Here is a 19,609-nt window from a genome sequence, read left to right as displayed (position 1 = left end):
TCGGCGCCTTGTCGCCCTGTCCACGCACGGAGGATCGTTGACCATTCTGTCGTTCGGCGGTGCCAGGACCGGGGAAACTGGTGCCGATACCGCACACCGACTGGGTCGCCAGGGCAAGCAGCTACCGATTCGGGTGATCGAGATCCCGGACCGCGACGACGGCGGGCACCTTTTCCTCTTCGGCGAGCCCCGCGACGGCTGCCTCGTGCGGGTGCACTCGCGATGCCTCTACGGCGAGGGTCTCGGCTCCGACGACTGCGACTGCGGCGGGGAGCTCACCGAGTCGATGGACCGCATCCAGGCCGAGGGCGCCGGTGTGCTCGTCTACCTCGAACAGGAAGGTCGCGGGGCGGGCCTGATCTGGAAGGCCCGCGGCTACCGGGAGAGCGAACAGTCCGGCACCGACACCTTCGACAGCTATCGGCGCCTCGGCCTCGACGCCGACACCCGCCGCTACGAGCCCGCCGCGCACGCTCTGCGCGACCTCGAACTCACCCGGGTCCGGCTGCTCACCAATAACCCCGACAAGTGCCGGGCGCTGACCGAGGCCGGGATCACCGTCGAGCCCGTCGCCCTCACCATCACCTTGCACTCCCCGCGCGGCAGGCAATATCTGCAGGCCAAACGGCGCCACCGCCAGCACACCATCCCCGCCGATCCGCTCGCCGACGAGCAGCGATCGGAGCGGGCGCGGTCGTGGTGGCGACCACGAGGTCGCCGGTAACCCCCCTCGTAATCCCGTATGTCCGGTTACGATAAGTGAGCCACGCCACTGTTGCCGCCCCTGTCTCGAGACAACGAGGCAGTTTCGCTCGCATTGGCTCGGCGTCCAGCTCGGCCTATGGGAACAGGGATATGACAGACATCGGTTTCGCGCACGCATCCGGGGTCACGGTGCACACCGTGCCCGCCGCCTTCCAGCAGACCGCCGCGTTGCGGCCCGACCAGATCGCCTTGCGCACGGTCGGTGGCACCCAGGAGATCACCTGGGCCGAATATGCGACGAGGGTGCGCGCACTGGCCGCCGGGTTGGCGAAACTCGGTGTGCGTCACGGTGACGCGGTCGGCATCATGCTCACCAACCGACCCGAGTTCAACCTGATCGACACTGCCGCCCTGCACCTGGGCGCCATCCCGTTCTCGGTGTACAACACCAGCTCCACCGAACAGATCGCGCACGTGTTCGCCAACGCGGGCAACACGGTGGTCATCACCGAGCAGGCGTTCCTCGACACCATCCGCGCCTCGGGCGCCGAGATCGAGCACACCGTCATCGTCGACGGCACCGCCGAGGGCACCGTCACGTTGGCCGAGCTCGAATCCGATCCCGCACCGGACTTCGATTTCGACGCGGCCTGGCAGGCGGTCCAGCCCGGCGACCTGGCCACCCTGATCTACACCTCCGGCACCACCGGCCCGTCCAAGGGCATCGAGCTCACCCAGAGCAATGTGATCGCCCAGGTCGTCGGCCTGGTCTCGGGTCCGCTGCCGGTCGGTTTCGACGACCGCGCGGTGTCGTATCTGCCCGCCGCGCACGTCGCCGACCGCATCTCCGCGCATGCCATGAGCCTGCTCACCGGCATCCAGATCACCACCGTCACCGATCCGCGGGAGATCGCCGCCGCTCTGCCGGACGCCCGTCCGACGGTGTTCTTCGGTGTGCCGCGGGTGTGGCAGAAGATCAAGGCGGGGATCGAGAACAAGCTCGCGGTCGAGCCGAGCCCGGTCAAGAAGGCACTGGCCAACTGGGCGATCGGTGTCGGCGTCGCGCAGGCCAAGGCGAAGCTGGCCGGTGAGAGTTCGCTGGTACTCGGCGTGCAGCACAAGATCGCCGACACGCTCGTGCTGGCGAAACTGCGTGAGGCGCTCGGGTTCGCGGAGCTGAAGTGTGCGGCCTCCGGTGCCGCGCCGGTACCGCCGGAGACCCTCGAGTACTTCCTCGGCCTCGGCTTCGCCGTCACCGAGGTGTGGGGGATGTCGGAAACCGCGGGCGTCGGCACCTACACCGAACTCGACAAACCGCGCCCGGGCTCGGTCGGCCGGGTGATGGACGGGTGCGAACTGCGTCTCGACGCCGATGGTGAAGTGCTGCTGCGCGGCCCGATCATCACCCCCGGCTACCGCAACATGCCCGACAAGACCGCCGAGGCGATCGACGACGACGGCTGGCTGCACACCGGCGACATCGGCACCCTCGACGCCGACGGCTACCTGCGCATCGTGGACCGCAAGAAGGAACTGATCATCAGCGAAGCGGGCAAGAACATCGCCCCCTCCAATATCGAGAACGCCATGAAGGCGGCCTCGTCGATGATCGGCCAGGCCGTCGCGATCGGCGAGGCCCGCGCCTACATCACCGCCCTGATCATGCTCGACCCCGACGTCGCGGCCTTGCGCGCCAAGGACTTCGGCGCCACCGACGCCACCCACGCGGAACTGGCCCGGCGCAAGGAGATCGTCGACGAGGTCAGGGAAGCGGTGCTCGCGGGCAACCGCAAGCTCTCGCGGGTGGAGCAGATCAAGCGTTTCGTGATCGTCGAGAACCTGTGGGAGCCCGGCGGTGACGAGCTGACCCCGAAGATGTCGCTCAAGCGGACCCCGATCTCGAACAAGTACGCCGAGACCATCACCGAGCTCTACGCCGCGACCCCGCCCGAGCATGTCGTCAACGTGAAGTAGTTGCGAAAACGGCGGTGGCCCTGGAAGTCTCAGGGCCACCGCCGTTGCACGTTCTCAGTTCTGTTCGTAGGTCCCGATCAGGGTGGCCCTGGCCAGAGTGTGGAAGAACAGGTTGAACCCCAGGTAGGCGGGCGTGGCGTCGGGCCCGACCTCGAGTTCGGGCACGTCGACGGCGTGCACGACCACGAAATACCGGTGTGGACCATGGCCTTTCGGCGGTCCCGCACCGACGAAGCCGGGAAAACCACCGTCGTTGCGCAAGCTCACCGCACCGGCGGGCAGGCTCCCGCCTTCGCTGCCCGCACCGGTATCGAGGGTGGTGACCGATGCCGGAATATTGGCCACGGCCCAGTGCCAGAACCCCGACGCGGTCGGTGCGTCCGGGTCGTACACCGTCACCGCGAAACTTTGCGTGCCCTCGGGGAATCCGGACCAGCTCAGCTGCGGCGAGATGTCCTTGCCGCCGGCACCGAACACTCCCGACACCTGATCGTTGGCCAAGGGCTGACCATCGGTGATGTCGGCGGAGGTAACGGTGAACGAGGGCACCTGCGGCAACGCGTCATACGGGTTGTAAGTCATCGAGGACCTTTCGGGTCGAGGTCAGCTGTGCAGAAGGAAGTGTTCCAGCACCCGGGTGCCGAATTCCAGTGATGCCACCGGCACCCGCTCGTCCACCCCGTGGAACAGGGCGGTGAAGTCCAGCTCGGGAGGCAGCTGCAACGGTGCGAAACCGAAGCAGCGAATCCCCAAGCGGGCGAACGCTTTCGCGTCGGTGCCACCCGACAGCATGTAGGGCACGGTGCGGCCGTCGGCGTCGTGGGCCAGGACCGCGTCGTTCATGGCGTCGACGAGGTGGCCGTCGAAGGTGGTCTCGTAGGAGTCGAGTTTGGTGATCCATTCCCGCTCCACGTCGGGTCCGATCAGCTCGTCGACCTCACGTTCGAACGCCGCCTGCCGTCCCGGCACCACCCGGCAGTCGACCACGGCCTCCGCGGTCTGGGGGATGACGTTCGCTTTGTACCCGGCCTGCAGCATCGTCGGATTCGCGGTATCGCGCAGGGTGGCGCCGATGATGCGCGAGATGGTGCCCAGCTTGGCCAGCTGACCTTCGATATCGGGTCCGTGCGGGTCGAACGCCAGCCCGCTCTCCTCGCTGACCGCGGCGAGGAACTCGGCCACCGAGTCCGACAGCACCACCGGGAAGGTGTGGCGGCCCAGGCGCGCGACAGCTTCGGCGAGGATGGTGACGGCGTTGTCCTCGTGCAGGAACGACCCGTGCCCGGCGCGGGCCTTGGCACGCAACCGCATCCAGCCCAGGCCCTTCTCCGCGGTCTCCACCAGGTAGAGCCTGCGTTCGGTGCCGTCGGGGCGGGGCACGGTCAGCGAGAACCCGCCGACCTCACCGACGGCCTCGGTGACACCGTCGAACAGGTCGGGCCGGTGCTCGACCAGCCACTGCGAGCCCCATTTGCCGCCGTTCTCCTCGTCGGCCAGGAACGCGAACACCAGATCGCGCGGCGGAACCGTGCCCTCGGCCTTGAACTGGCGGGCCAGCGCCAGCGTCATCCCGACCATGTCCTTCATGTCGATCGCGCCGCGCCCCCACACGTAGCCGTCGCGCACCGCGCCCGAGAACGGGTGCACGCTCCAGTCGGCGGCCTCGGCGGGCACCACATCGAGGTGCCCGTGGATCATCAGCGCCCCGCGGCTGGAATCGGCGCCCTTCAACCGCGCGAACACGTTCCCGCGCCCGGGCGCACCGGATTCGACGTATTCGGTCTCGTAACCGACCTCGTGCAACTGCTGTGCCACCCACTCGGCGCACGCACGCTCACCTTTGGTGGTGGACAGCTCCCCGGTGTTGGAGGTGTCGAACTGGATCAGCTTGCTGACCAGCTCCACCACCTCGTCTTCCGCGCGGGACCGCCCGTTCGAACCAGAATTCTCGCCAGATGCCGACACGTCCCCTTTCCTACCACCATTCGCGCACCCGTCGCGCCACCTGCCGCCCTCAGGACCCTTGCGCCGCTGCTCGCGCGCCGAACTCGGCGTGAGCAGAACTAGGAATTCGCCTGCGTCCCGGTGGCGTGCTTGGCTGATGTGATGCGAGCGCAGGTTGTCCGAGTCGGTGTCCGCGTGCTGGCCGGTGCCGCGACGGCGATCGGCGCTGCCGGGGTCGCCCTGCATTTCACCCGCTGGCCGCTGGAGCCGCTCGTCCTCGCGGCTTCGGGCGCGCCCTATCTCATGGGCGGTGCGGTGCTCGGCGTCGCCGGTTTCGCGGCGACCAGGCAGTGGATCGCGACCGGTGTGGCCGTGGTGGTGGCGGGCGCGGGGATCGCGACACAGGCGCCGCTGTATGTCGCACAGAACGGTGGTCGGGGACAGCCGATCGTGGCGATGCAGGCCAATCTGCTCTTCGACGGTGCCGATCCGCGGGCGCTCGTCGACCAGGTGCGTGCGCGCGACATCGCCATTCTGACCGTCAACGAGCTCACCCGCGCGGCCGTGGCGAGCTTGTCGCAGGCCGGCCTCGACGAGTTGCTGCCCCACCGCTACCTCGCACCGGGCCAGACTGCCAGCGGTACCGGTATCTGGAGCCGATTCCCATTGTCGGACACCGTCGAATACGACGGCTACGTCCTCAATCAGATCTCGGCCACCGCCACCGTCCCCGAGCTCGGCCCGGTCGCGATCTACGCCTTCCATCCCGTCCCGCCCGTCTACGACACCGGTGTCTGGGCCGACGAGCTCGCCCGCTTGCACGAGATCCTGCGCCTGTCCCCCACCGATCGCCCCGTGATCGCCGGCGGCGATTTCAACGCCACCTACGACCATGCCCGCTTCCGCGCCCTGGCGTCGGGGCGTTTCGCCGACGCGGCGGTCCAAGCCGGCGCGGGTCACCTGGTCACCTACCCGACCGACAAGGTCATCCCGCCGCTGGTGGGCATCGACCATTTCCTGCTCGCGAATGCCCGCGCCACCAGCGTCGAAACGTCGCCGTACCCGGCGCCGATCACCGAGCGCTGGTGGCCCGGATAGTTCTCACAGCCCAGGGTTAGGCCCCGGTATTCAGCTCGCGTTCGGCGCTGCGTTCGGCCAGGCGCACTCGCCACTGCTCCATGGCCTGGCGCAGTGCCGCGCCGACGATGGCGACGAACTCGGCGGATTGTTCGAAGCGGGCGCCGGCCGGGGTATCGGGGCCCAGGATCTCGACGCCGCGCCGGGTCATGGCCGACAACGAGTTCTGCATCTGCACCGAGGCGACGAGGTTGCGCAGCCAGATGTCGTCGTCGACGAGGTAGCGCTCGCGCCGTTCACCGGGAACCAGTTCGCGGCGCAGCATGCCCTGCTGTTCGAGAAAGGCGACCGCGTTGGAGATCGAGGCCGGGCTCACGCGTAGTCGCGCGACCAACTCGGCGGCGGTGAGCGCTCCGGAGTCGGTGATCTGCAGGCAGGCAAGCACTCTGGCTTCCATCCGGGGCAGACCCTGTTCGATGAGCAGCGCGGTGAACGATTCGGTGAAGTCGGCGACCGCGCGGGGGTCGCGCCCGTAACCACCGTCGGGGATCGGTGGCGCGAGCGGTTGGGCCTGCTTGTGGCGGCGTGCGCGCTGCTGGGTGGCTGCCTGCGCGCGTTCGGCCCGGTAGTCGTCGGGTCCGCCGTTGCGAGTGACTTCGCGCATGATCGTCGAGGCCGGCCGGCCGAGCGCGCGCCCGATCTCGGCGTAGCCGAGTCCGTCCGCGAGCCCCGCGGCGATGTGCTGACGGTCCGCGTCGGTGAGTCTGCCTCCGGGCATCGCTGCTGGTCACCTCTCTGTCGACCGGTACGAAGCGGGTGGCCCGCACCACGCCCAGTATGCATTCACCTTCATTTCATTGCAAAGCGCAACGCACTAGCCCGTTGCATTCACGCTCATTGTCATTGCACTATCAGCGATTTATCGGTATCTACCACGCAGTTTTATCCAAGTTGACTGTTGACAGATGAGTGAACGCAATCTACCTTTTAGTCATCAGTAAATGCCGAACACCGCAACGCAAGGACACGACAATGACTGCCTCGAACCCCACCAGCACCGTCGCCCCCTGGACCGGCATGGTGACAATCGACGACACCGAACTGGCCGTCACCGACACCGGCGGCACCGGAACCCCGGTGGTCTACCTCAACGGCCAGTTCGCCACCCAGGGCTACTGGCGCCGGGTCATCGCCGACCTCGGCCCCGGCTACCGTCACATCACCTTCGACGAGCGGGCCCGCGGCAAGTCGAAGAAGTCGGCCGACTACTCCTTCGACACCTGCGTGCGCGATATCGACGCGATCCTCGCGGCCAGAGGTGTCACCGAGAAGCCGATCCTGGTCGGCTGGTCCTACGGTGCCTACCTCGGGGCGCACTGGACCAGCCGCAACCCGGCCGGCGCGCTCGGCGCGGTCCTCGTCGACGGCGCGTTCCCCTACGACTGGCTCGACGAGGCGATGGAGCAGCGCATCCGCAAGCTGTTCAAGCGGCTCAGCTGGGTGCTGCCGCTGGCTCGCCCGACCGGGCTCGCGCCCCGTTTGACCGCACAGCAGCAGGCCGACAGCAATATCGAACTCGGCAAGCTCTCCAGCGTCAGCGCACTGGGTCCGGTGCTGAATGCCATCGCCGTCCCGGTGCGGTATGTGGTCGCTTCGGGAACCTCGTTCGGCAGCCGTGGCGACGAGCAGGAGAAGATCCGCGCCGGACTGGACGCGGTGCTCGACAGCAACCCCAACATTCGCGTCAGCGCCAAAGTCGCCAGCAACCACGGCGCGATCCTGCGCAAGGACTTCCGCGCCATCGCCGACGCCGTCCGTGAGATCGAGACCACCGCCTCGCGCTGACTCGGTACCGATTCCCTTCCCCCACAAACAGAACCCCAAGGAGAAACACCATGTCTGTCACCCTCACCGCCCAGGAAAAGATCACTGTGCGCACCGCCGCATACGGTGCGGTCTCCCTGCTCGCCGCCGCGGGCGGGGCTACCGGCAAGCCGCACAAGATCGCCACCACCGGCACCATCGCGCTGTCGTCGGCGACCGGTGTGGTCGGGCACGTGCTGGCCGAGAAGTCCGGGCACATCGCACTGAGCGGCTCCTCGGTCGCCGAACTCGCCGATCAGGTATTGCCCGCCCTCACCGCGGCGGTGAGTCTGCTCGGCCGGTACGACCCGGTGGAGGCCGAGAACTTCCGCAACACCATCGCCGTCGCCCTCGACACCGCCCAGCTCTACCAGACTCGGCCCAACCCGACGATGGTCGACATGACCCGCAAGATCACCGGAGCACTCGCCGCCGCGTGATGAGATACCCACTCGCGCAACCACAGCCGTGTCACAGGGCCCGTGACACGGCCACCGTGGTGTGCCGGGTGATCACCGATCGACGACAGCGCCCTCGCGCTCGGCGAGCACCATATCCACCCGCGCCTCCATCGCCTGACCGGCCGCACGCAACGGTTCGGCCGAATGTAGTGTGCGGCCCAGAATGAATGCCCCTTCCAGCGCGGCCAACATCGCCAAGATCAGCTCGCGTGCCGCGGCTTGCCCGACGCCGCGTTCGACGAAATACCGTGCGCCCTGGTCGATCCAGTCCCGCACGACCTCCGCGGCCACCTCCCGCAAAACCGGTTCGCTGTCGGCGATCTCGCCCGCGACGGTGCCGACGGGGCACATGTTCATCCACCCCGACTCCTCGAGTGTGCGCGCGGCGTCGTCGAACGCGGCGGGCACGGCCACCCGCAGATCCTCGTGCGGGTCCATCAGCAGCGGTAGCAGCTGGATGTAGGCCGCGCCGGTGCTGCGCAGCGCCTCGGCCGCGATCTGCACTTTGCCCTGCGGAAAGTGGTGGTAGAGCGACCCCATCGGCGCCTCGGCGGCGGCGGTGATCTGTTTGACGGTGATCGCGCTGTAGCCGTGGACACGCATCAATTCCGCGACCGCGGTCACCAGTCGCTCGCGGGTACTCGTTGACATCTGCTCGCTCACTCCACCAGACTAGAGCAAACACGCTAGAGCAAACGCTCTAGCCGTGGAGGGTAAGGGAGGATGTCATGGCGACCGTCGAACTCGATGCGGGCCGGATCCACTACCGCGAACACGGCGAAGGACCCCCGGTGGTCCTGCTGCACGGACTGTTGATGAACCACACGGTCTGGGACTCGATCCTCGACCACCTGCCCACCGGCTTCCGCTACGTCCTGCCCGACCTACCACTGGGCGCCCACCCCGAACCCCTGCGCCCGGGCACCGACCTGAGCTTGCGCGGCCTCAATCAGCTCGTCGCCGACTTCCTCGCCGCACTGGACCTGCACGACGTCACCCTCGTGCACTCCGACTGGGGCGGGGCCCTGTTCCTCACCGCCTACGGCCTCGACGAACGAGTCGGGCGCTTGATCATTTTCCCCAGCGAAGCCTTCGACAACTTCCCGCCCGGCCTCCCAGGCAAAACCGCCACGCTCGCCTCGGCCCTGCCCGGCGGCATCACCCTGGCCTTGCGCCAGATGCGCATCGGCTGGCTGCGCCGCAGCCCCGTGATGTTCGGCTGGATGGCGAAAACTCCCCTCCCCGACGCCCTGGTCCACGCCTGGACCGAACCGGGCCTGCGTGACCCCCGCATCCGCGCCGACCTGCTCGCCTACACCCGCTCCGGCTTCGACAAGCGCGAACTCGTCACCAACACCGAAGCCCTGCACCGCTTCTCCGGCGAAACCCTTGTCCTGTGGTCGTCCGCTGGCAAAGTCATGCCCCGCTCCCACGGCCACCGCCTGGCGGCGCTGATTCCCCGTTCCCGCCTGGTCGAAATCGACGACGCCTACGTTTTGTCGATGCTCGACCAACCTGCCACCGTCGCCACCGCGATCACCGAATTCCTCGCCACCTCCCGTGCCACCCGGGCGTGACCTACATCACTGATCGATCCTGTCAGGGTTTCGGCGGCCGTCTCGTTCAGAAGGCACGCGAACCAGACAGGAGCCAATCATGAAGCACCGCATCGTCGTCCTCGGGGCCGGATACGCCGGGGCCTTCTCCGCCGGGGTACTGGCCCGCCGACTCCATTCCGACGACTTCGAGATCACCGTCGTCAACGCTGAACCCGATTTCGCCGAGCGGCTGCGCAATCATCAACTCGCCGCCGGGCAGAATCTGCGCCACCTGCCGCTGACGCAGGTGTTCGCGGGCACCGGCATCCGGCTGCGGGTAGCGCGGGTGAGCGGCGTCGATGTCGACCACCGGACGGTCACCATTGCCGACGGCGACGACATCGACAGGATCGAATACGACACCCTGCTCTACTCGCTGGGCAGTACCGCCGCCGTCCACGGCATCGCCGGGGCCGCCGAGCACGCCTACCACGTGGCATCCCGCCCGGCCGCGCTGCGCCTGCGCGCCCGGTTGGCCGCCCTGGGCACGAATGAGAAGGTGCTGGTGGTCGGCGGCAACCTGACCGCGATCGAGGCCGCCACCGAGATCGCCGAATCCCATCCAGGGCTCCAGGTCGGCCTGGCCACGCGCGGTGAACTCGGCGGGTGGCTGGGCGGCAAGGCCCGCCGCCACCTGTTCGACGCCGTCGACCGGCTCGGGATCACAGTCCACGAGAACACCACCATCACCCAGGTCGACGCGGCGGGCGCGGTTGCCGCCGACGGCACCGCTTTCCCCGCACAGGCGACAGTGTGGGCAGCCGGGTTCGCGGTGCATCCGATCGCCGCGACCAGCGGTCTCGCGGTGGAACCCAACGGGCAGATCACCGTCGACCGGCAGATGCGGTCGGTCTCGCACCCCGACGTCTACGTCGCCGGTGACAGCGCGTTCGTCATCGGCGACAACGGTTTACCGTTGCCGATGTCGTGCGCGTCCGCCGGATTCACCAGCATGCAGGCCACGGCCACGATCGTCGGAGACCGGACCGGGCGCAAGATCTCGACGACCTCACTGTCGTATGTGGGCAACCACATCAGCCTGGGCCGCAAGGACGGGATCTTCCAGGTGGTCGACGGTGACGCGCGATCGAAGTCGTGGGCCCTGCGCGGGCGAACGGCCGCCCGCGTCAAAGCGGTGATCCTCGGGGTCAACCCCTGGAGCCTGAGCCACCCCACCTTCGGCATGCCCAGCCGCCGGTACCGCGCGGTCGCCAATCGACCCCACGCCGTGGTCGCGACCTAGAGTCGTGCTCATGGACACTGCCACCGTGGCGCGTTTCGAGGCCAGCCGCCACCGGCTGGCCTCGATCGCCTACCGTCTGCTCGGCTCGGCCGCCGACGCCGAGGACACGGTCCAGGACGCGTTCCTGCGGTGGCAGGCCGCCGACCGCGACTATGTCGAGGTGCCGGAGGCGTGGCTGACCAAGATCGTCACCAACCTGGCGCTGGACCGGCTCCGCTCGGCGAAGGCGCGCCACGAGCGCGCGGTCGGCGCCTGGATGCCCGAACCGCTGCTCGACGGCGACCCGATGCTCGGGCCCGCCGACACCGTCGAGCAGCGCGAATCGGTGACCCTGGCAGTGCTGACGCTCATGGAACGGTTGTCGCCGACCGAACGCGCCGTGTACGTGCTGCACGAGGCCTTCGCGTACCGGCATGCCGAGATCGCCGGCATCCTCGACATCACCGTGTCGGCAAGTCAGCAACACCTGCACCGTGCGCGAGGGCGGATCACCGCCGCGCGCACCACCATCGACATCGACCACGGCGCCGCCCGCCGGGTCGTCCAGGCGTTCATCGAGGCCGCCACCTCGGGTCGCACCGACCGGCTGGTCGCGCTGCTGACCGACGACGCGACCGGCATCTCCGACGGCGTCGGCGGCTCGGCCGCGAAGCTCATCCGCTACGCGAGCCCGCAACGCCTGGCCACCGCGGTGCGGGCCGGTTTCACACCGAGCCCGGCCAAGCGACGCCTCGCCGGTGGCTCGCCGTCGATCTACGCGGTTGTGGCCAACGGCTGCCCGGCCGTGCTCGTCACGCTCGGCGATCGAGTCCTCGGCGTCGCGATCCTGGAGATGCGTGCGGACAAGATCGCCGGCATGCGCAGCATCGCCGCACCGCAGAGGCTGGGACGTCTCACCGCCGAATGGCAGCGGCGCGAGCATGACGCTCCGCTGGTCCGATCGTGGTGATCAGCTGTTTTCAGGAAGTACGCGCGACGCCGAGAGACAACGCCGCCCACGCTTTCGGGGCGCCCGGCTGATAGAACCGGTCGAGTTCGGTGATCTCGAAACCCGCTTCGGTGATCAGTCCCGCGATGTCGCGCGAGAGGTGACACCCGCCGGCGATCTTCTGCTGGATCGGGTCGAGGCGATGCTGCCAGAGCTGCACCGATTCTTCGGGCGCGAGTCCGTGTTCGACGAAGTGCAAGGTGCCGCCGGGGCGCAGGACCCGGCCGATCTCGGCGAGTGCCGCCGCGATGTCGGGGATGGTGCACAAAGTAAACGTCGACAGGGCGGTGTCGAAGGTGGCGTCGGGAAACGGCAGCGACTGGCCGTCCAGGCCCGCGCGTTCGATCGGGGTCGAGCTGCCCGCGACACGTTTCGCGGCGATCTTCCACGCGGTATCGGCGGGCTCGACCCCGCTGACCCGCTCGACCGCGGCCGGATAGAACCCGATGTTGTTGCCCGACCCGAACCCGATTTCGAGCACCTCGCCGTGTAATCCGGCGCAGGTTCGCTCGCGCAGCGGCCCGTTCTGGGCGACGCCGCAGACTTTGTCGGTGAGGTGCGGGAGGATCCGGTCGGTGTAGAAGCCCATCCACCGATCATCCTCCCGCCACCGCGTTTTCTGCACCCGGTCGCGCTCAGCCCAGTCGCCGGTCGAAGACCTCGGTGCTCGCGCCCGAGGCCGGGTCGACGGTGAGCACCGTCAGGTTCACCGAGTCGGCGGTGAGGTCCAAGACCATGAACCCCAGTTCGTGCTGGGTTTCGAACAGCGCGCTGTGCGCACCGCTCGTCAGCCGCGGCTGACCGCCCGCGGTCTTGCCCGCCGCGCCCGACACGATCTGGCGGGTGCCCTTGGTCGCCGGTGTGGGTTCGAGCACCTGCAGGGTGTGGTCGTGGCCCGACAGCAGAAACGACACCTTGCCCAGCACGTGGTCTTCGAAGAAGCGCTTGGCGTGCACGCCGTTGATCGGTTCGACCGGCAGGCCCTCGTAGTTGCCCGCGTCGCCGTGTGGGCCGTTGCTGATGTAGGCCTGATGGGTGCAGGCGATCTTCCACGGCGCGGTGGACTCGGCGAGCGCGCTGTCGAGCCAGGCACGCTGTTCGTTCATGTACGGACCGTCGACGGCCCAGTAGGGGTCGAGGAACGGCGGGATGTAGGCCGCGAGGGGGTTGATGTCGAGCACGAAGAACTCCACGACCGGGTTCTGTTCGGGCACGCGCACCGAGTAGTAGCGGCTCGGCATCCACCAGCGCTGTGACTTCGCGTGGTAGGCCACCTCGAAGTTGCCGCGTGCCAGCCAGCCGCCGTCGCCGGGGAACACCGAGCTGGTGTCGTGGTTGCCGAGCACCATCGCCCACGGAATGTCCAGTCCCGCATTGGGATTCTCGAATTTGGTGGCGAACTGTTCGTCGTCGGGCCCGTTGGGTCCGGTGTCGTAGATGTTGTCGCCCAGACCCACCGCGAGCGAGAACGGCCGCCGTGCGTGGAATGCGCGTGCCGCGTCGGCTACCGCCCACTGGGTGCGGGTGCCGGTGCCCGCGTCGCCGGTGACCAGCACCCGCACGTTACGCCCGGCCTGTGGGGTGAACTTGGGCACTTCGGCAGGCACCGCCGCGGCGGGCGTGAGCCCCACCAGCGACAGGCCCGCGACGACACCGGCGGCGCCTGCCAGAACTTCACGACGGCCGATTCCGGACGAGAACTGATCGTGCATGGTCACCTTCTGGGTAATGGCTCTATTGGACAACTGACCTGATCGAAGCACACTGACATGATCGTGACGCCGCCGCAGCCTAATGGGCGCGGCCACGGATCGTCCGTCGGTCACGCGCATGTCGGCGAGCGTGAATACTTGCTCGACCCGGACGCTCGCTCAGTTCACGTCGCGTAACTCAGATCTCCCCCGACACGGCAGACCTGCGCCGATCCCTTTGGTCTTCGAGCAGATCCGCCAAATCGCTGACGACGACGTCGGCACCGGCGGCCCACAAGGCCGAGGCGCCGGTCCCCCGGTCGACCCCGATCACCCGGAATCCGCCCCGGCGGCCCGCTTCGACCCCTGACACCGCGTCCTCGATCACCACCGTGCGCACCGGATCCACGCCCAGACCCCGCGCGGCCGTGAGGAACATGTCGGGCGCCGGTTTGCTCGCGAGGCGCTCGTCGTGGGCGACCACGCCGTCGATCACCATCGCGAACCTGCCCAGCAGGCCGACGGTGTCCAGCACGAGCACCGCATTGCGCGAGCTCGACACCACCGCCATCGGGACACCGGCGGCGGCGAGCGCGTCGACCAGGCGCAACGACCCGTCGAAGACCTCGACACCGTCACCACGGATGATCTCGGTGAAACGGACGTTCTTGCGGTTGCCCAACCCGTGCACCGTCTGCTCGCCGGGTGGGTCGTCCAGCTCGCCGTCGGGCACGCGCACGCCGCGCGAGGCGAGCACCGACCGCACGCCCGCCGCGCGCGCTTTGCCGTCCACCAGCGCGAAGTAGTCGGCATCGGTGTAAGGGGCGGCGTCCGGCGCGATGGCGGGCAGGAACTCGGTGAACAGCGCCGACCACGCCCGCCGATGCACCGCCGCGGTGTCGGTGAGGACGCCGTCGAGATCGAACAGCACCGCCTGCGCGTCGAAGACGCCGGTCATGGCGCCCCGACCTCGACCACGACACCGGGTTCGAGTGTCACCGGCCGACCCCACACCGTGATCTCCACCGATGGCCCCGCACCGGCCAGCTCGAAGCGCGCGTCCCGGTGCCCGAGATCGGCCCGCACCGACCGACCCCGCCAGTGCACCGCGTACCGTAACCGTTGCCAGGACGCCGGAAGCGCGGGTGCGAAACGCAATCCGTCGGCGTCGGCGCGCAATCCGCCGAAGCCGTGCGTCGCGACCTGCCAGGTGCCCGCCGCCGACGCGATGTGGATGCCCTCTTCGGTATTGCCCTGGTTGTCGTCGAGATCGACGAACGCCGACCGCTCGAAATACCGTTCCGCCGTGCGGCAATCGCCCACCTGCAACCCCACGATCGCATGGATCGACGGGCTGAGCGACGACTTGTGCATCGTGCGCTGCTCATAGAACTCGTAGTTCAGCCGCCGGGTGGCCGGGGAGTATTCGTCGGGCAGCATGTGCAGCAGCATCACCACATCGGGCTGTTTGAGCAGCGAGGTGGTCTCGCAGTCGAAAGGGCTGTAGCCGACCGGAAGTCGCGGCATGCCGTTGTCGTCCCAGTCGACGATGGGCACCACCGTGCGATCGAAATAGCCGTCGAATTGTTCGATGACACCGCAGTCGGGATCGGTCGGCGCCCGCAGCCGGTCCGCGGTGGCGAGCCACTGGGCTGGTTCATCCGCCTCCAGCCCGATCGAGGCCATGAGCTCGTGCACCCGCTGGGGCCGTTCCCGCGACATCCGTTCGTACACCGCCGCCGCCTGCTGAAGATGCCAGTGCACCAGCCTGTTCGTGAACGCGTTGTTGTCGACGTGGGAGTGGAACTCGTCCGGTCCCATCACCGTCCGGATGGCGAGCCGATCGCCGTCCTCGACGCACCGCTGCACCCAGAATCGAGCGGTGTCGAACAGGATCTCCGAGCCTTGCCCGAACAGGTAGTCGTCATCGCCGGTGACGGCGGCGTAGCGCATGATCGCGTAGGCGATATCGGCGGTGATGTGCAGTTCTTCTTCGCGGGTGTAGAAACGGTCCTTCCCGTCCGGGGTGTATTGCGGACACTCCTCGCGGCCGGTATCGGCCGATTCCCACGGATAGCGCGCGCCGCCGGTTCCGTTGTCGGCGGCGACTTCCCGTGCGCCGGGCAGGGTGTGGTGGCGGTAGCCCAGCAGCGCGCGGGCGGCGCGCGGCCGGGTGAACAGGAAGAACGGCAGCAGCATTACCTCCGTATCCCAGAAGACATGCCCGCGATAGCCCTCGCCGGACAGCGCTTTCGCGCCGATGCTCACGGTCGGATCGTCGGGGTCCGCGGCGATGAGCAGGTGATAGATCGCGAACCGCAGCGCCTGGGTCACCCGATCGTCGCCGACCACTTCGCAATCGGCGGCGGCCCACATCCCCTCCCACGCCGCCCGGTTGGCCGCGGCGGCGGTGTCGAACGAGTCTGCGCGCGCGACGGTGTCGAGTGCGCGCGCCCGAGGTGGGCGCACCGCTCGGTAGTCGCGACTGGTGGCGATACCGACGAGCTTGTCCACCCGCACGGTTTCGTCCGCGCCCACGTCGAAATGCCACTGCACCTCGATGCCGTCGTGGCGGACCCGCTGGTGACGCTGCCCGCTGTCGGCCGAGCAGGTGAAGGCATAGGCCAGGTCGACCCCGCTGTCGATGGTGCGGCTTTCGATGACGCCGACCTCACCGTCGAATCCCGCACCGACCGACACCAGGTGCGTGGACTTGGCCCACTTGTCCCACTTGCGTTCGTAGCCGAATGCCGTCTGTTCGCGGTAGGTCGGCAACCGTTCGAGATTGCGCCGGTTCGCGTCGATACCGGTCCGCACCGTAACCGCCCCCGCGTAATCCAGGCACGTCACTTCGATCCGCAGACAGCACAGATCACGGTCGGCGGTACTGGCGAACCGCTCGGTCCGCAGCCTGGCCCGCGCGCCGCTGGGCAGCCGGAACACGGTGTCGCGGTGCAGGACTCCGCTGCGCAGGTCCAGTGCACGATGATGCTCGACCACCTGCGCGGACTCGGTGTCCAGGCGCAGACCGTCGACGAAGACCTCGCTGTCGAGCCAGTCCGGCGCGTTCACCAGATCGATGACCGGGGAGTCGTAGGCGTCGTAGACACCGGCGATGAACGTGCCCGGCAACGCCCCTGTGTGCCGTTCCTCGAGCGAGCCACGGGTTCCCAGGCGCCCGTTGCCGATGGTGAACATCGTCTCGAAGTAGTTGGCGCGCTGCGGGTTCCAGGCGTCCTCGACCACCGTCCACGAGGTGGTCTCGCTCGTGTGGGTCCGGGCGTTGCCCGTCTCACCGCCGCGGACCGCGCGCGATGCCCGGTTCGTCTGCGCTGGGTAGCCGTAGGCCGAATGCATCACGCAGCCTTCCTCGTCGAAGGGTGATCGATGACCGCACTGCGATGGTGACGACGTGGTCGAGCCGGTGGCGCTTGGGGCGGGGTCAGGTGCTGGCGATGGGCCGTTCGTAGCCGGCGGCCTCGTCCATGTCCTCGAGCGACATCCCCTTGGTCTCGGGCACGAACTTGGCGACGAAGCCCAGCGACAGCAGCGCGAACACCGCGTACATCCCGTAGGCGAAGCCGAGCGAGAAGGTCTTCAGGCTGGGGAACGAGACGGTGATCGCCCAGTTCGCCGCCCACTGGCCGGCCGCCGCGAGCGACAGCGCGGCGCCACGGATCCGGTTGGGGAACATCTCCCCGAGCAGCACCCACACCACCGGGCCCCAGCTCATGCCGAAGAACACGACGAACAGGTTGGCCGCGACCAGCGCGATCGGACCGAGCGCACCGGTCAGGTGTGGCTCCATGACGCCTTCGGCGTCGGGCAGCTGGTCGGCGCCGCCGAAGCAGATAGCCATCGTGGCCAGGGTGACGGTCATTCCGATCGAGCCGGTCAGCAGCAACGGTTTGCGGCCCACCTTGTCGATGAGCATGATCGCGACGATCGTGGTGGCGATGTTGACCACCGAGGTGAACACGCTGATCTGGAACGACTGGGATTCCTCGAAGCCGACGGCCTCCCACAGCACATTCGAGTAGTAGAAGATCACGTTGATGCCGACCGCCTGCTGGAACACCGACAGCATCAGCCCCACCCACACGACGGGATAGAGCCCGCCCGCCGGTCGGCGCAGGTCCTTCCAGGACGGCTTGGTATCGCTGCGCAGGCTCTCCTCGATCCGGCCGATGGTGAGCTCGAGGTTCTTCTCACCGAACAGCATCGACAGCACGCGCCGGGCCTCGGGGATCTTGTGCGTGGCGACCAGGTAGCGCGGCGACTCCGGGATCGTGGAGGCCAAGACGCCGTAGACCACGGCGGGTACCACCATGGACAAGAACATCCAGCGCCAGGCTTCGAGCCCGAACCACAGGATCTCGCTCGCGCCACCGGCGAGGTGGGCGAGCACGTAGTCCACCAGCAGGGCCAGGAAGATGCCGAGCACGATGGCCAGCTGTTGCAGTGATCCGAGCCTGCCGCGGATCCGCGCGGGCGAGGTCTCGGCGATGTAGGCGGGGGCGATGACCGAGGCCACACCGACACCGAGACCACCGATCACCCGGCCGACGACCAGGATCCACACATCGGGCGCGAAAGCGGTGACCACCGCGCTGATGAAGAACAGGACCGCGGCGATCTTCATCACCTTGAGCCTGCCGATGCGGTCGGCGATCCGGCCCGCGGTCATGGCGCCCGCGGCGGCGCCGAGCAGCGCCGAGGCCACAGCGAAGCCGAGAACGGCGTCGGCGACATCGAATTCGGATTGGATCGCCGAGACGGCCCCGTTGATCACGGCACTGTCGAAGCCGAACAACAATCCGCCCAGCGCCGCGACGGACGCGATCCGGATCACGCGGCTGCCCGAGGCCGGCTCGCCGTCGGGGAGAGCGGACTGGTCGGTGAAGGAGCCTCCATCATGCATCGGCGTCGTCCTCTCCACGGCGGGCAGCATTGCCTCGCGAGTAGCGGCGTGAATCAGATCACAGTCTGCCCCGAACGGGGTGCCATCTGCACCAATTCACGATAGCGAGCCCACATCGCCGTGTTGCCGGGTTGGCGCGGCAGCCTCGCTGCGCTGGGCACCGCGCGTTCATCTTCGCGACACGCACACCATTTAGCGTCACGGGATGACCGATGTCGAGATTCGTCCGATCCCCCGTGATGTCAGCGAGATCGCCGATCTCGCGACCGTCGTGAACCTGGCCGACACCACCGGATTCACCGTCGACGACAGCGACGACGACGATCCGATCCTGCTCACCGAACCCGGCGGCCTGGTCGTCGACACCTGGCGCGAGGGCTACCCCTACGACGAGCGCCTCTCGCGCCTGCAATACGACCTCGACAAGCGGTTACTGCAGATCGAGCTACTGAAACTGCAGAACTGGGTCAAGGCGACCGGGCGCCGCGTCGTCATCGTGTTCGAGGGTCGCGACGCCGCGGGCAAGGGCGGCACCATCAAACGCTTCATGGAGCACCTGAATCCGCGCGGGGCCCGGGTCGTGGCACTGGAGAAGCCCTCCGCGCGCGAATCCACCCAGTGGTATTTCCAGCGCTACGTCGAGCACCTGCCCGCCGCGGGCGAGATCGTGCTGTTCGACCGCTCCTGGTACAACCGCGCCGGTGTCGAACGGGTGATGGGTTTCTGCACGCCCGAACAGCATCGACGGTTCCTGTCGCAGGTGCCGCTGTTCGAACGGATGCTCGTCGACGACGGTATCGACCTGGTCAAGTTCTGGTTCTCGGTCTCGCCGCTGGAGCAGCGCACCCGTTTCGCCATCCGCCAGGTCGACCCGGTGCGGCACTGGAAGCTCTCGCCGATGGACCTGGCCTCGCTCGACAAATGGGACGACTACACCGCGGCCAAGGAAGAGAACTTCGAGCACACCGACACCGATCACGCACCGTGGATCGTGGTCAAGAGCAACGACAAGAAGCGCGCCAGGCTCAACGCGATGCGGCACGTGTTGAGCGGGTTCGATTACGGCAACAAGGATGTCGAGATCGTCGGCACCGCCGACCCACTGATCGTGGGCCGCGGGCGCGACGTCATCGGGTCCTGAACG

Annotated in this window: 18 protein-coding genes; 9 read left to right on the top strand and 9 right to left on the bottom strand. The window is 67.9% G+C overall.

What is annotated here, in order from left to right; genetic code table 11:
- The first annotated feature begins 37 nt into the window (after positions 1-37).
- Both ACWDXS_RS05180 and ACWDXS_RS05175 read left to right on the top strand, forming a co-directional pair.
- Positions 38-724 carry a GTP cyclohydrolase II gene (locus ACWDXS_RS05180; RefSeq protein WP_449962240.1) on the top strand — a complete coding sequence of 229 codons (687 nt, stop codon included), beginning with the start codon at positions 38-40 and terminating at the stop codon, positions 722-724.
- Positions 725-855: 131 nt separating this feature from the next.
- Entirely contained in the window at positions 856-2,679 is a 1,824-nt protein-coding gene (locus ACWDXS_RS05175; RefSeq protein WP_449962237.1) for an AMP-dependent synthetase/ligase, read from the top strand.
- Between the two features lie 54 nt (positions 2,680-2,733).
- Here ACWDXS_RS05175 and ACWDXS_RS05170 read toward each other — a convergent pair whose 3' ends face one another.
- Together ACWDXS_RS05170 and ACWDXS_RS05165 are read right to left on the bottom strand one after the other, a co-directional pair.
- The gene (locus ACWDXS_RS05170; RefSeq protein WP_387444944.1) at positions 2,734-3,261 is read right to left on the bottom strand and encodes a YbhB/YbcL family Raf kinase inhibitor-like protein; all 528 of its coding nucleotides are present in this window, start codon (positions 3,259-3,261) and stop codon (positions 2,734-2,736) included.
- Between the two features lie 21 nt (positions 3,262-3,282).
- On the bottom strand, positions 3,283-4,644 hold the full coding sequence (locus ACWDXS_RS05165; RefSeq protein WP_378991853.1) for a M20/M25/M40 family metallo-hydrolase: 1,362 nt from the start codon (positions 4,642-4,644) through the stop codon (positions 3,283-3,285).
- Between the two features lie 141 nt (positions 4,645-4,785).
- Between ACWDXS_RS05165 and ACWDXS_RS05160 the strand changes: the two genes are divergently transcribed.
- Complete coding sequence (locus tag ACWDXS_RS05160; RefSeq protein ID WP_449962233.1) at positions 4,786-5,721, top strand: endonuclease/exonuclease/phosphatase family protein; 936 nt, start codon at positions 4,786-4,788, stop codon at positions 5,719-5,721.
- A gap of 16 nt (positions 5,722-5,737) precedes the next feature.
- Here ACWDXS_RS05160 and ACWDXS_RS05155 read toward each other — a convergent pair whose 3' ends face one another.
- Entirely contained in the window at positions 5,738-6,478 is a 741-nt protein-coding gene (locus tag ACWDXS_RS05155; protein WP_387444941.1) for a GbsR/MarR family transcriptional regulator, read from the bottom strand.
- Between the two features lie 254 nt (positions 6,479-6,732).
- Here ACWDXS_RS05155 and ACWDXS_RS05150 point away from each other — a divergent pair, with 254 nt between their 5' ends.
- Both ACWDXS_RS05150 and ACWDXS_RS05145 read left to right on the top strand, forming a co-directional pair.
- Positions 6,733-7,545 (top strand): alpha/beta fold hydrolase, encoded by an 813-nt coding sequence (locus tag ACWDXS_RS05150; RefSeq protein WP_449962230.1) that lies wholly within the window; start codon positions 6,733-6,735, stop codon positions 7,543-7,545.
- A 50-nt stretch (positions 7,546-7,595) separates the two neighbouring features.
- Complete coding sequence (locus ACWDXS_RS05145) at positions 7,596-8,003, top strand: hypothetical protein (protein WP_378991858.1); 408 nt, start codon at positions 7,596-7,598, stop codon at positions 8,001-8,003.
- Positions 8,004-8,075: 72 nt separating this feature from the next.
- On the opposite strand, the gene ACWDXS_RS05140 is transcribed toward ACWDXS_RS05145, so the two are convergent.
- A complete protein-coding gene (locus ACWDXS_RS05140) occupies positions 8,076-8,687 on the bottom strand; it encodes a TetR/AcrR family transcriptional regulator (RefSeq protein ID WP_449962227.1) in 612 nt (203 codons plus the stop codon).
- Positions 8,688-8,752: 65 nt separating this feature from the next.
- Between ACWDXS_RS05140 and ACWDXS_RS05135 the strand changes: the two genes are divergently transcribed.
- From ACWDXS_RS05135 to ACWDXS_RS05125, 3 genes are all read left to right on the top strand, one after another.
- Positions 8,753-9,601: an alpha/beta fold hydrolase gene (locus tag ACWDXS_RS05135; protein ID WP_449962224.1), complete on the top strand. Its 849-nt coding sequence runs from the start codon at positions 8,753-8,755 to the stop codon at positions 9,599-9,601.
- 79 nt (positions 9,602-9,680) lie between these two features.
- Positions 9,681-10,865, top strand: a complete 1,185-nt coding sequence (locus ACWDXS_RS05130; RefSeq protein WP_449962221.1) for an NAD(P)/FAD-dependent oxidoreductase — start codon at positions 9,681-9,683, stop codon at positions 10,863-10,865.
- A 10-nt stretch (positions 10,866-10,875) separates the two neighbouring features.
- Complete coding sequence (locus ACWDXS_RS05125) at positions 10,876-11,814, top strand: sigma-70 family RNA polymerase sigma factor (RefSeq protein ID WP_449962218.1); 939 nt, start codon at positions 10,876-10,878, stop codon at positions 11,812-11,814.
- Between the two features lie 10 nt (positions 11,815-11,824).
- On the opposite strand, the gene ACWDXS_RS05120 is transcribed toward ACWDXS_RS05125, so the two are convergent.
- From ACWDXS_RS05120 to ACWDXS_RS05100, 5 genes are all read right to left on the bottom strand, one after another.
- Positions 11,825-12,442 carry a methyltransferase domain-containing protein gene (locus ACWDXS_RS05120; RefSeq protein ID WP_449962215.1) on the bottom strand — a complete coding sequence of 206 codons (618 nt, stop codon included), beginning with the start codon at positions 12,440-12,442 and terminating at the stop codon, positions 11,825-11,827.
- 46 nt (positions 12,443-12,488) lie between these two features.
- Positions 12,489-13,565: a metallophosphoesterase gene (locus ACWDXS_RS05115; protein ID WP_378991866.1), complete on the bottom strand. Its 1,077-nt coding sequence runs from the start codon at positions 13,563-13,565 to the stop codon at positions 12,489-12,491.
- 178 nt (positions 13,566-13,743) lie between these two features.
- Positions 13,744-14,502 (bottom strand): HAD family hydrolase, encoded by a 759-nt coding sequence (locus ACWDXS_RS05110; protein WP_449962211.1) that lies wholly within the window; start codon positions 14,500-14,502, stop codon positions 13,744-13,746.
- Positions 14,499-16,901, bottom strand: a complete 2,403-nt coding sequence (locus ACWDXS_RS05105) for a glycoside hydrolase family 65 protein (protein WP_449963419.1) — start codon at positions 16,899-16,901, stop codon at positions 14,499-14,501. Before ACWDXS_RS05105 ends, ACWDXS_RS05110 begins: the two co-directional genes overlap by 4 nt.
- Before the next feature lie 85 nt (positions 16,902-16,986).
- A complete protein-coding gene (locus ACWDXS_RS05100; protein ID WP_378991869.1) occupies positions 16,987-18,465 on the bottom strand; it encodes a sugar porter family MFS transporter in 1,479 nt (492 codons plus the stop codon).
- A gap of 205 nt (positions 18,466-18,670) precedes the next feature.
- Here ACWDXS_RS05100 and ppk2 point away from each other — a divergent pair, with 205 nt between their 5' ends.
- Positions 18,671-19,606 carry a polyphosphate kinase 2 gene (gene ppk2, locus ACWDXS_RS05095; RefSeq protein WP_378629995.1) on the top strand — a complete coding sequence of 312 codons (936 nt, stop codon included), beginning with the start codon at positions 18,671-18,673 and terminating at the stop codon, positions 19,604-19,606.
- Positions 19,607-19,609: the final 3 nt, after the last annotated feature.

This window comes from Nocardia sp. NPDC003183, assembly GCF_053590715.1.
This window is presented reverse-complemented; position numbering and strand designations above follow the sequence as displayed.

Bases quoted from the DNA above. Each gene is read 5' to 3' on its own strand.
- ACWDXS_RS05175 (WP_449962237.1), top strand. From the start codon at position 856: ATGACAGACATCGGTTTCGCGCACGCATCCGGGGTCACGGTGCACACC.
- ACWDXS_RS05170 (WP_387444944.1), bottom strand. From the start codon at position 3,261: ATGACTTACAACCCGTATGACGCGTTGCCGCAGGTGCCCTCGTTCACC.
- ACWDXS_RS05160 (WP_449962233.1), top strand. From the start codon at position 4,786: ATGCGAGCGCAGGTTGTCCGAGTCGGTGTCCGCGTGCTGGCCGGTGCC.
- ACWDXS_RS05155 (WP_387444941.1), bottom strand. From the start codon at position 6,478: ATGCCCGGAGGCAGACTCACCGACGCGGACCGTCAGCACATCGCCGCG.
- ACWDXS_RS05150 (WP_449962230.1), top strand. From the start codon at position 6,733: ATGACTGCCTCGAACCCCACCAGCACCGTCGCCCCCTGGACCGGCATG.
- ACWDXS_RS05145 (WP_378991858.1), top strand. From the start codon at position 7,596: ATGTCTGTCACCCTCACCGCCCAGGAAAAGATCACTGTGCGCACCGCC.
- ACWDXS_RS05135 (WP_449962224.1), top strand. From the start codon at position 8,753: ATGGCGACCGTCGAACTCGATGCGGGCCGGATCCACTACCGCGAACAC.
- ACWDXS_RS05130 (WP_449962221.1), top strand. From the start codon at position 9,681: ATGAAGCACCGCATCGTCGTCCTCGGGGCCGGATACGCCGGGGCCTTC.
- ACWDXS_RS05125 (WP_449962218.1), top strand. From the start codon at position 10,876: ATGGACACTGCCACCGTGGCGCGTTTCGAGGCCAGCCGCCACCGGCTG.
- ACWDXS_RS05120 (WP_449962215.1), bottom strand. From the start codon at position 12,442: ATGGGCTTCTACACCGACCGGATCCTCCCGCACCTCACCGACAAAGTC.
- ACWDXS_RS05115 (WP_378991866.1), bottom strand. From the start codon at position 13,565: ATGCACGATCAGTTCTCGTCCGGAATCGGCCGTCGTGAAGTTCTGGCA.
- ACWDXS_RS05110 (WP_449962211.1), bottom strand. From the start codon at position 14,502: ATGACCGGCGTCTTCGACGCGCAGGCGGTGCTGTTCGATCTCGACGGC.
- ACWDXS_RS05105 (WP_449963419.1), bottom strand. From the start codon at position 16,901: ATGCATTCGGCCTACGGCTACCCAGCGCAGACGAACCGGGCATCGCGC.
- ACWDXS_RS05100 (WP_378991869.1), bottom strand. From the start codon at position 18,465: ATGCATGATGGAGGCTCCTTCACCGACCAGTCCGCTCTCCCCGACGGC.
- ppk2 (WP_378629995.1), top strand. From the start codon at position 18,671: ATGACCGATGTCGAGATTCGTCCGATCCCCCGTGATGTCAGCGAGATC.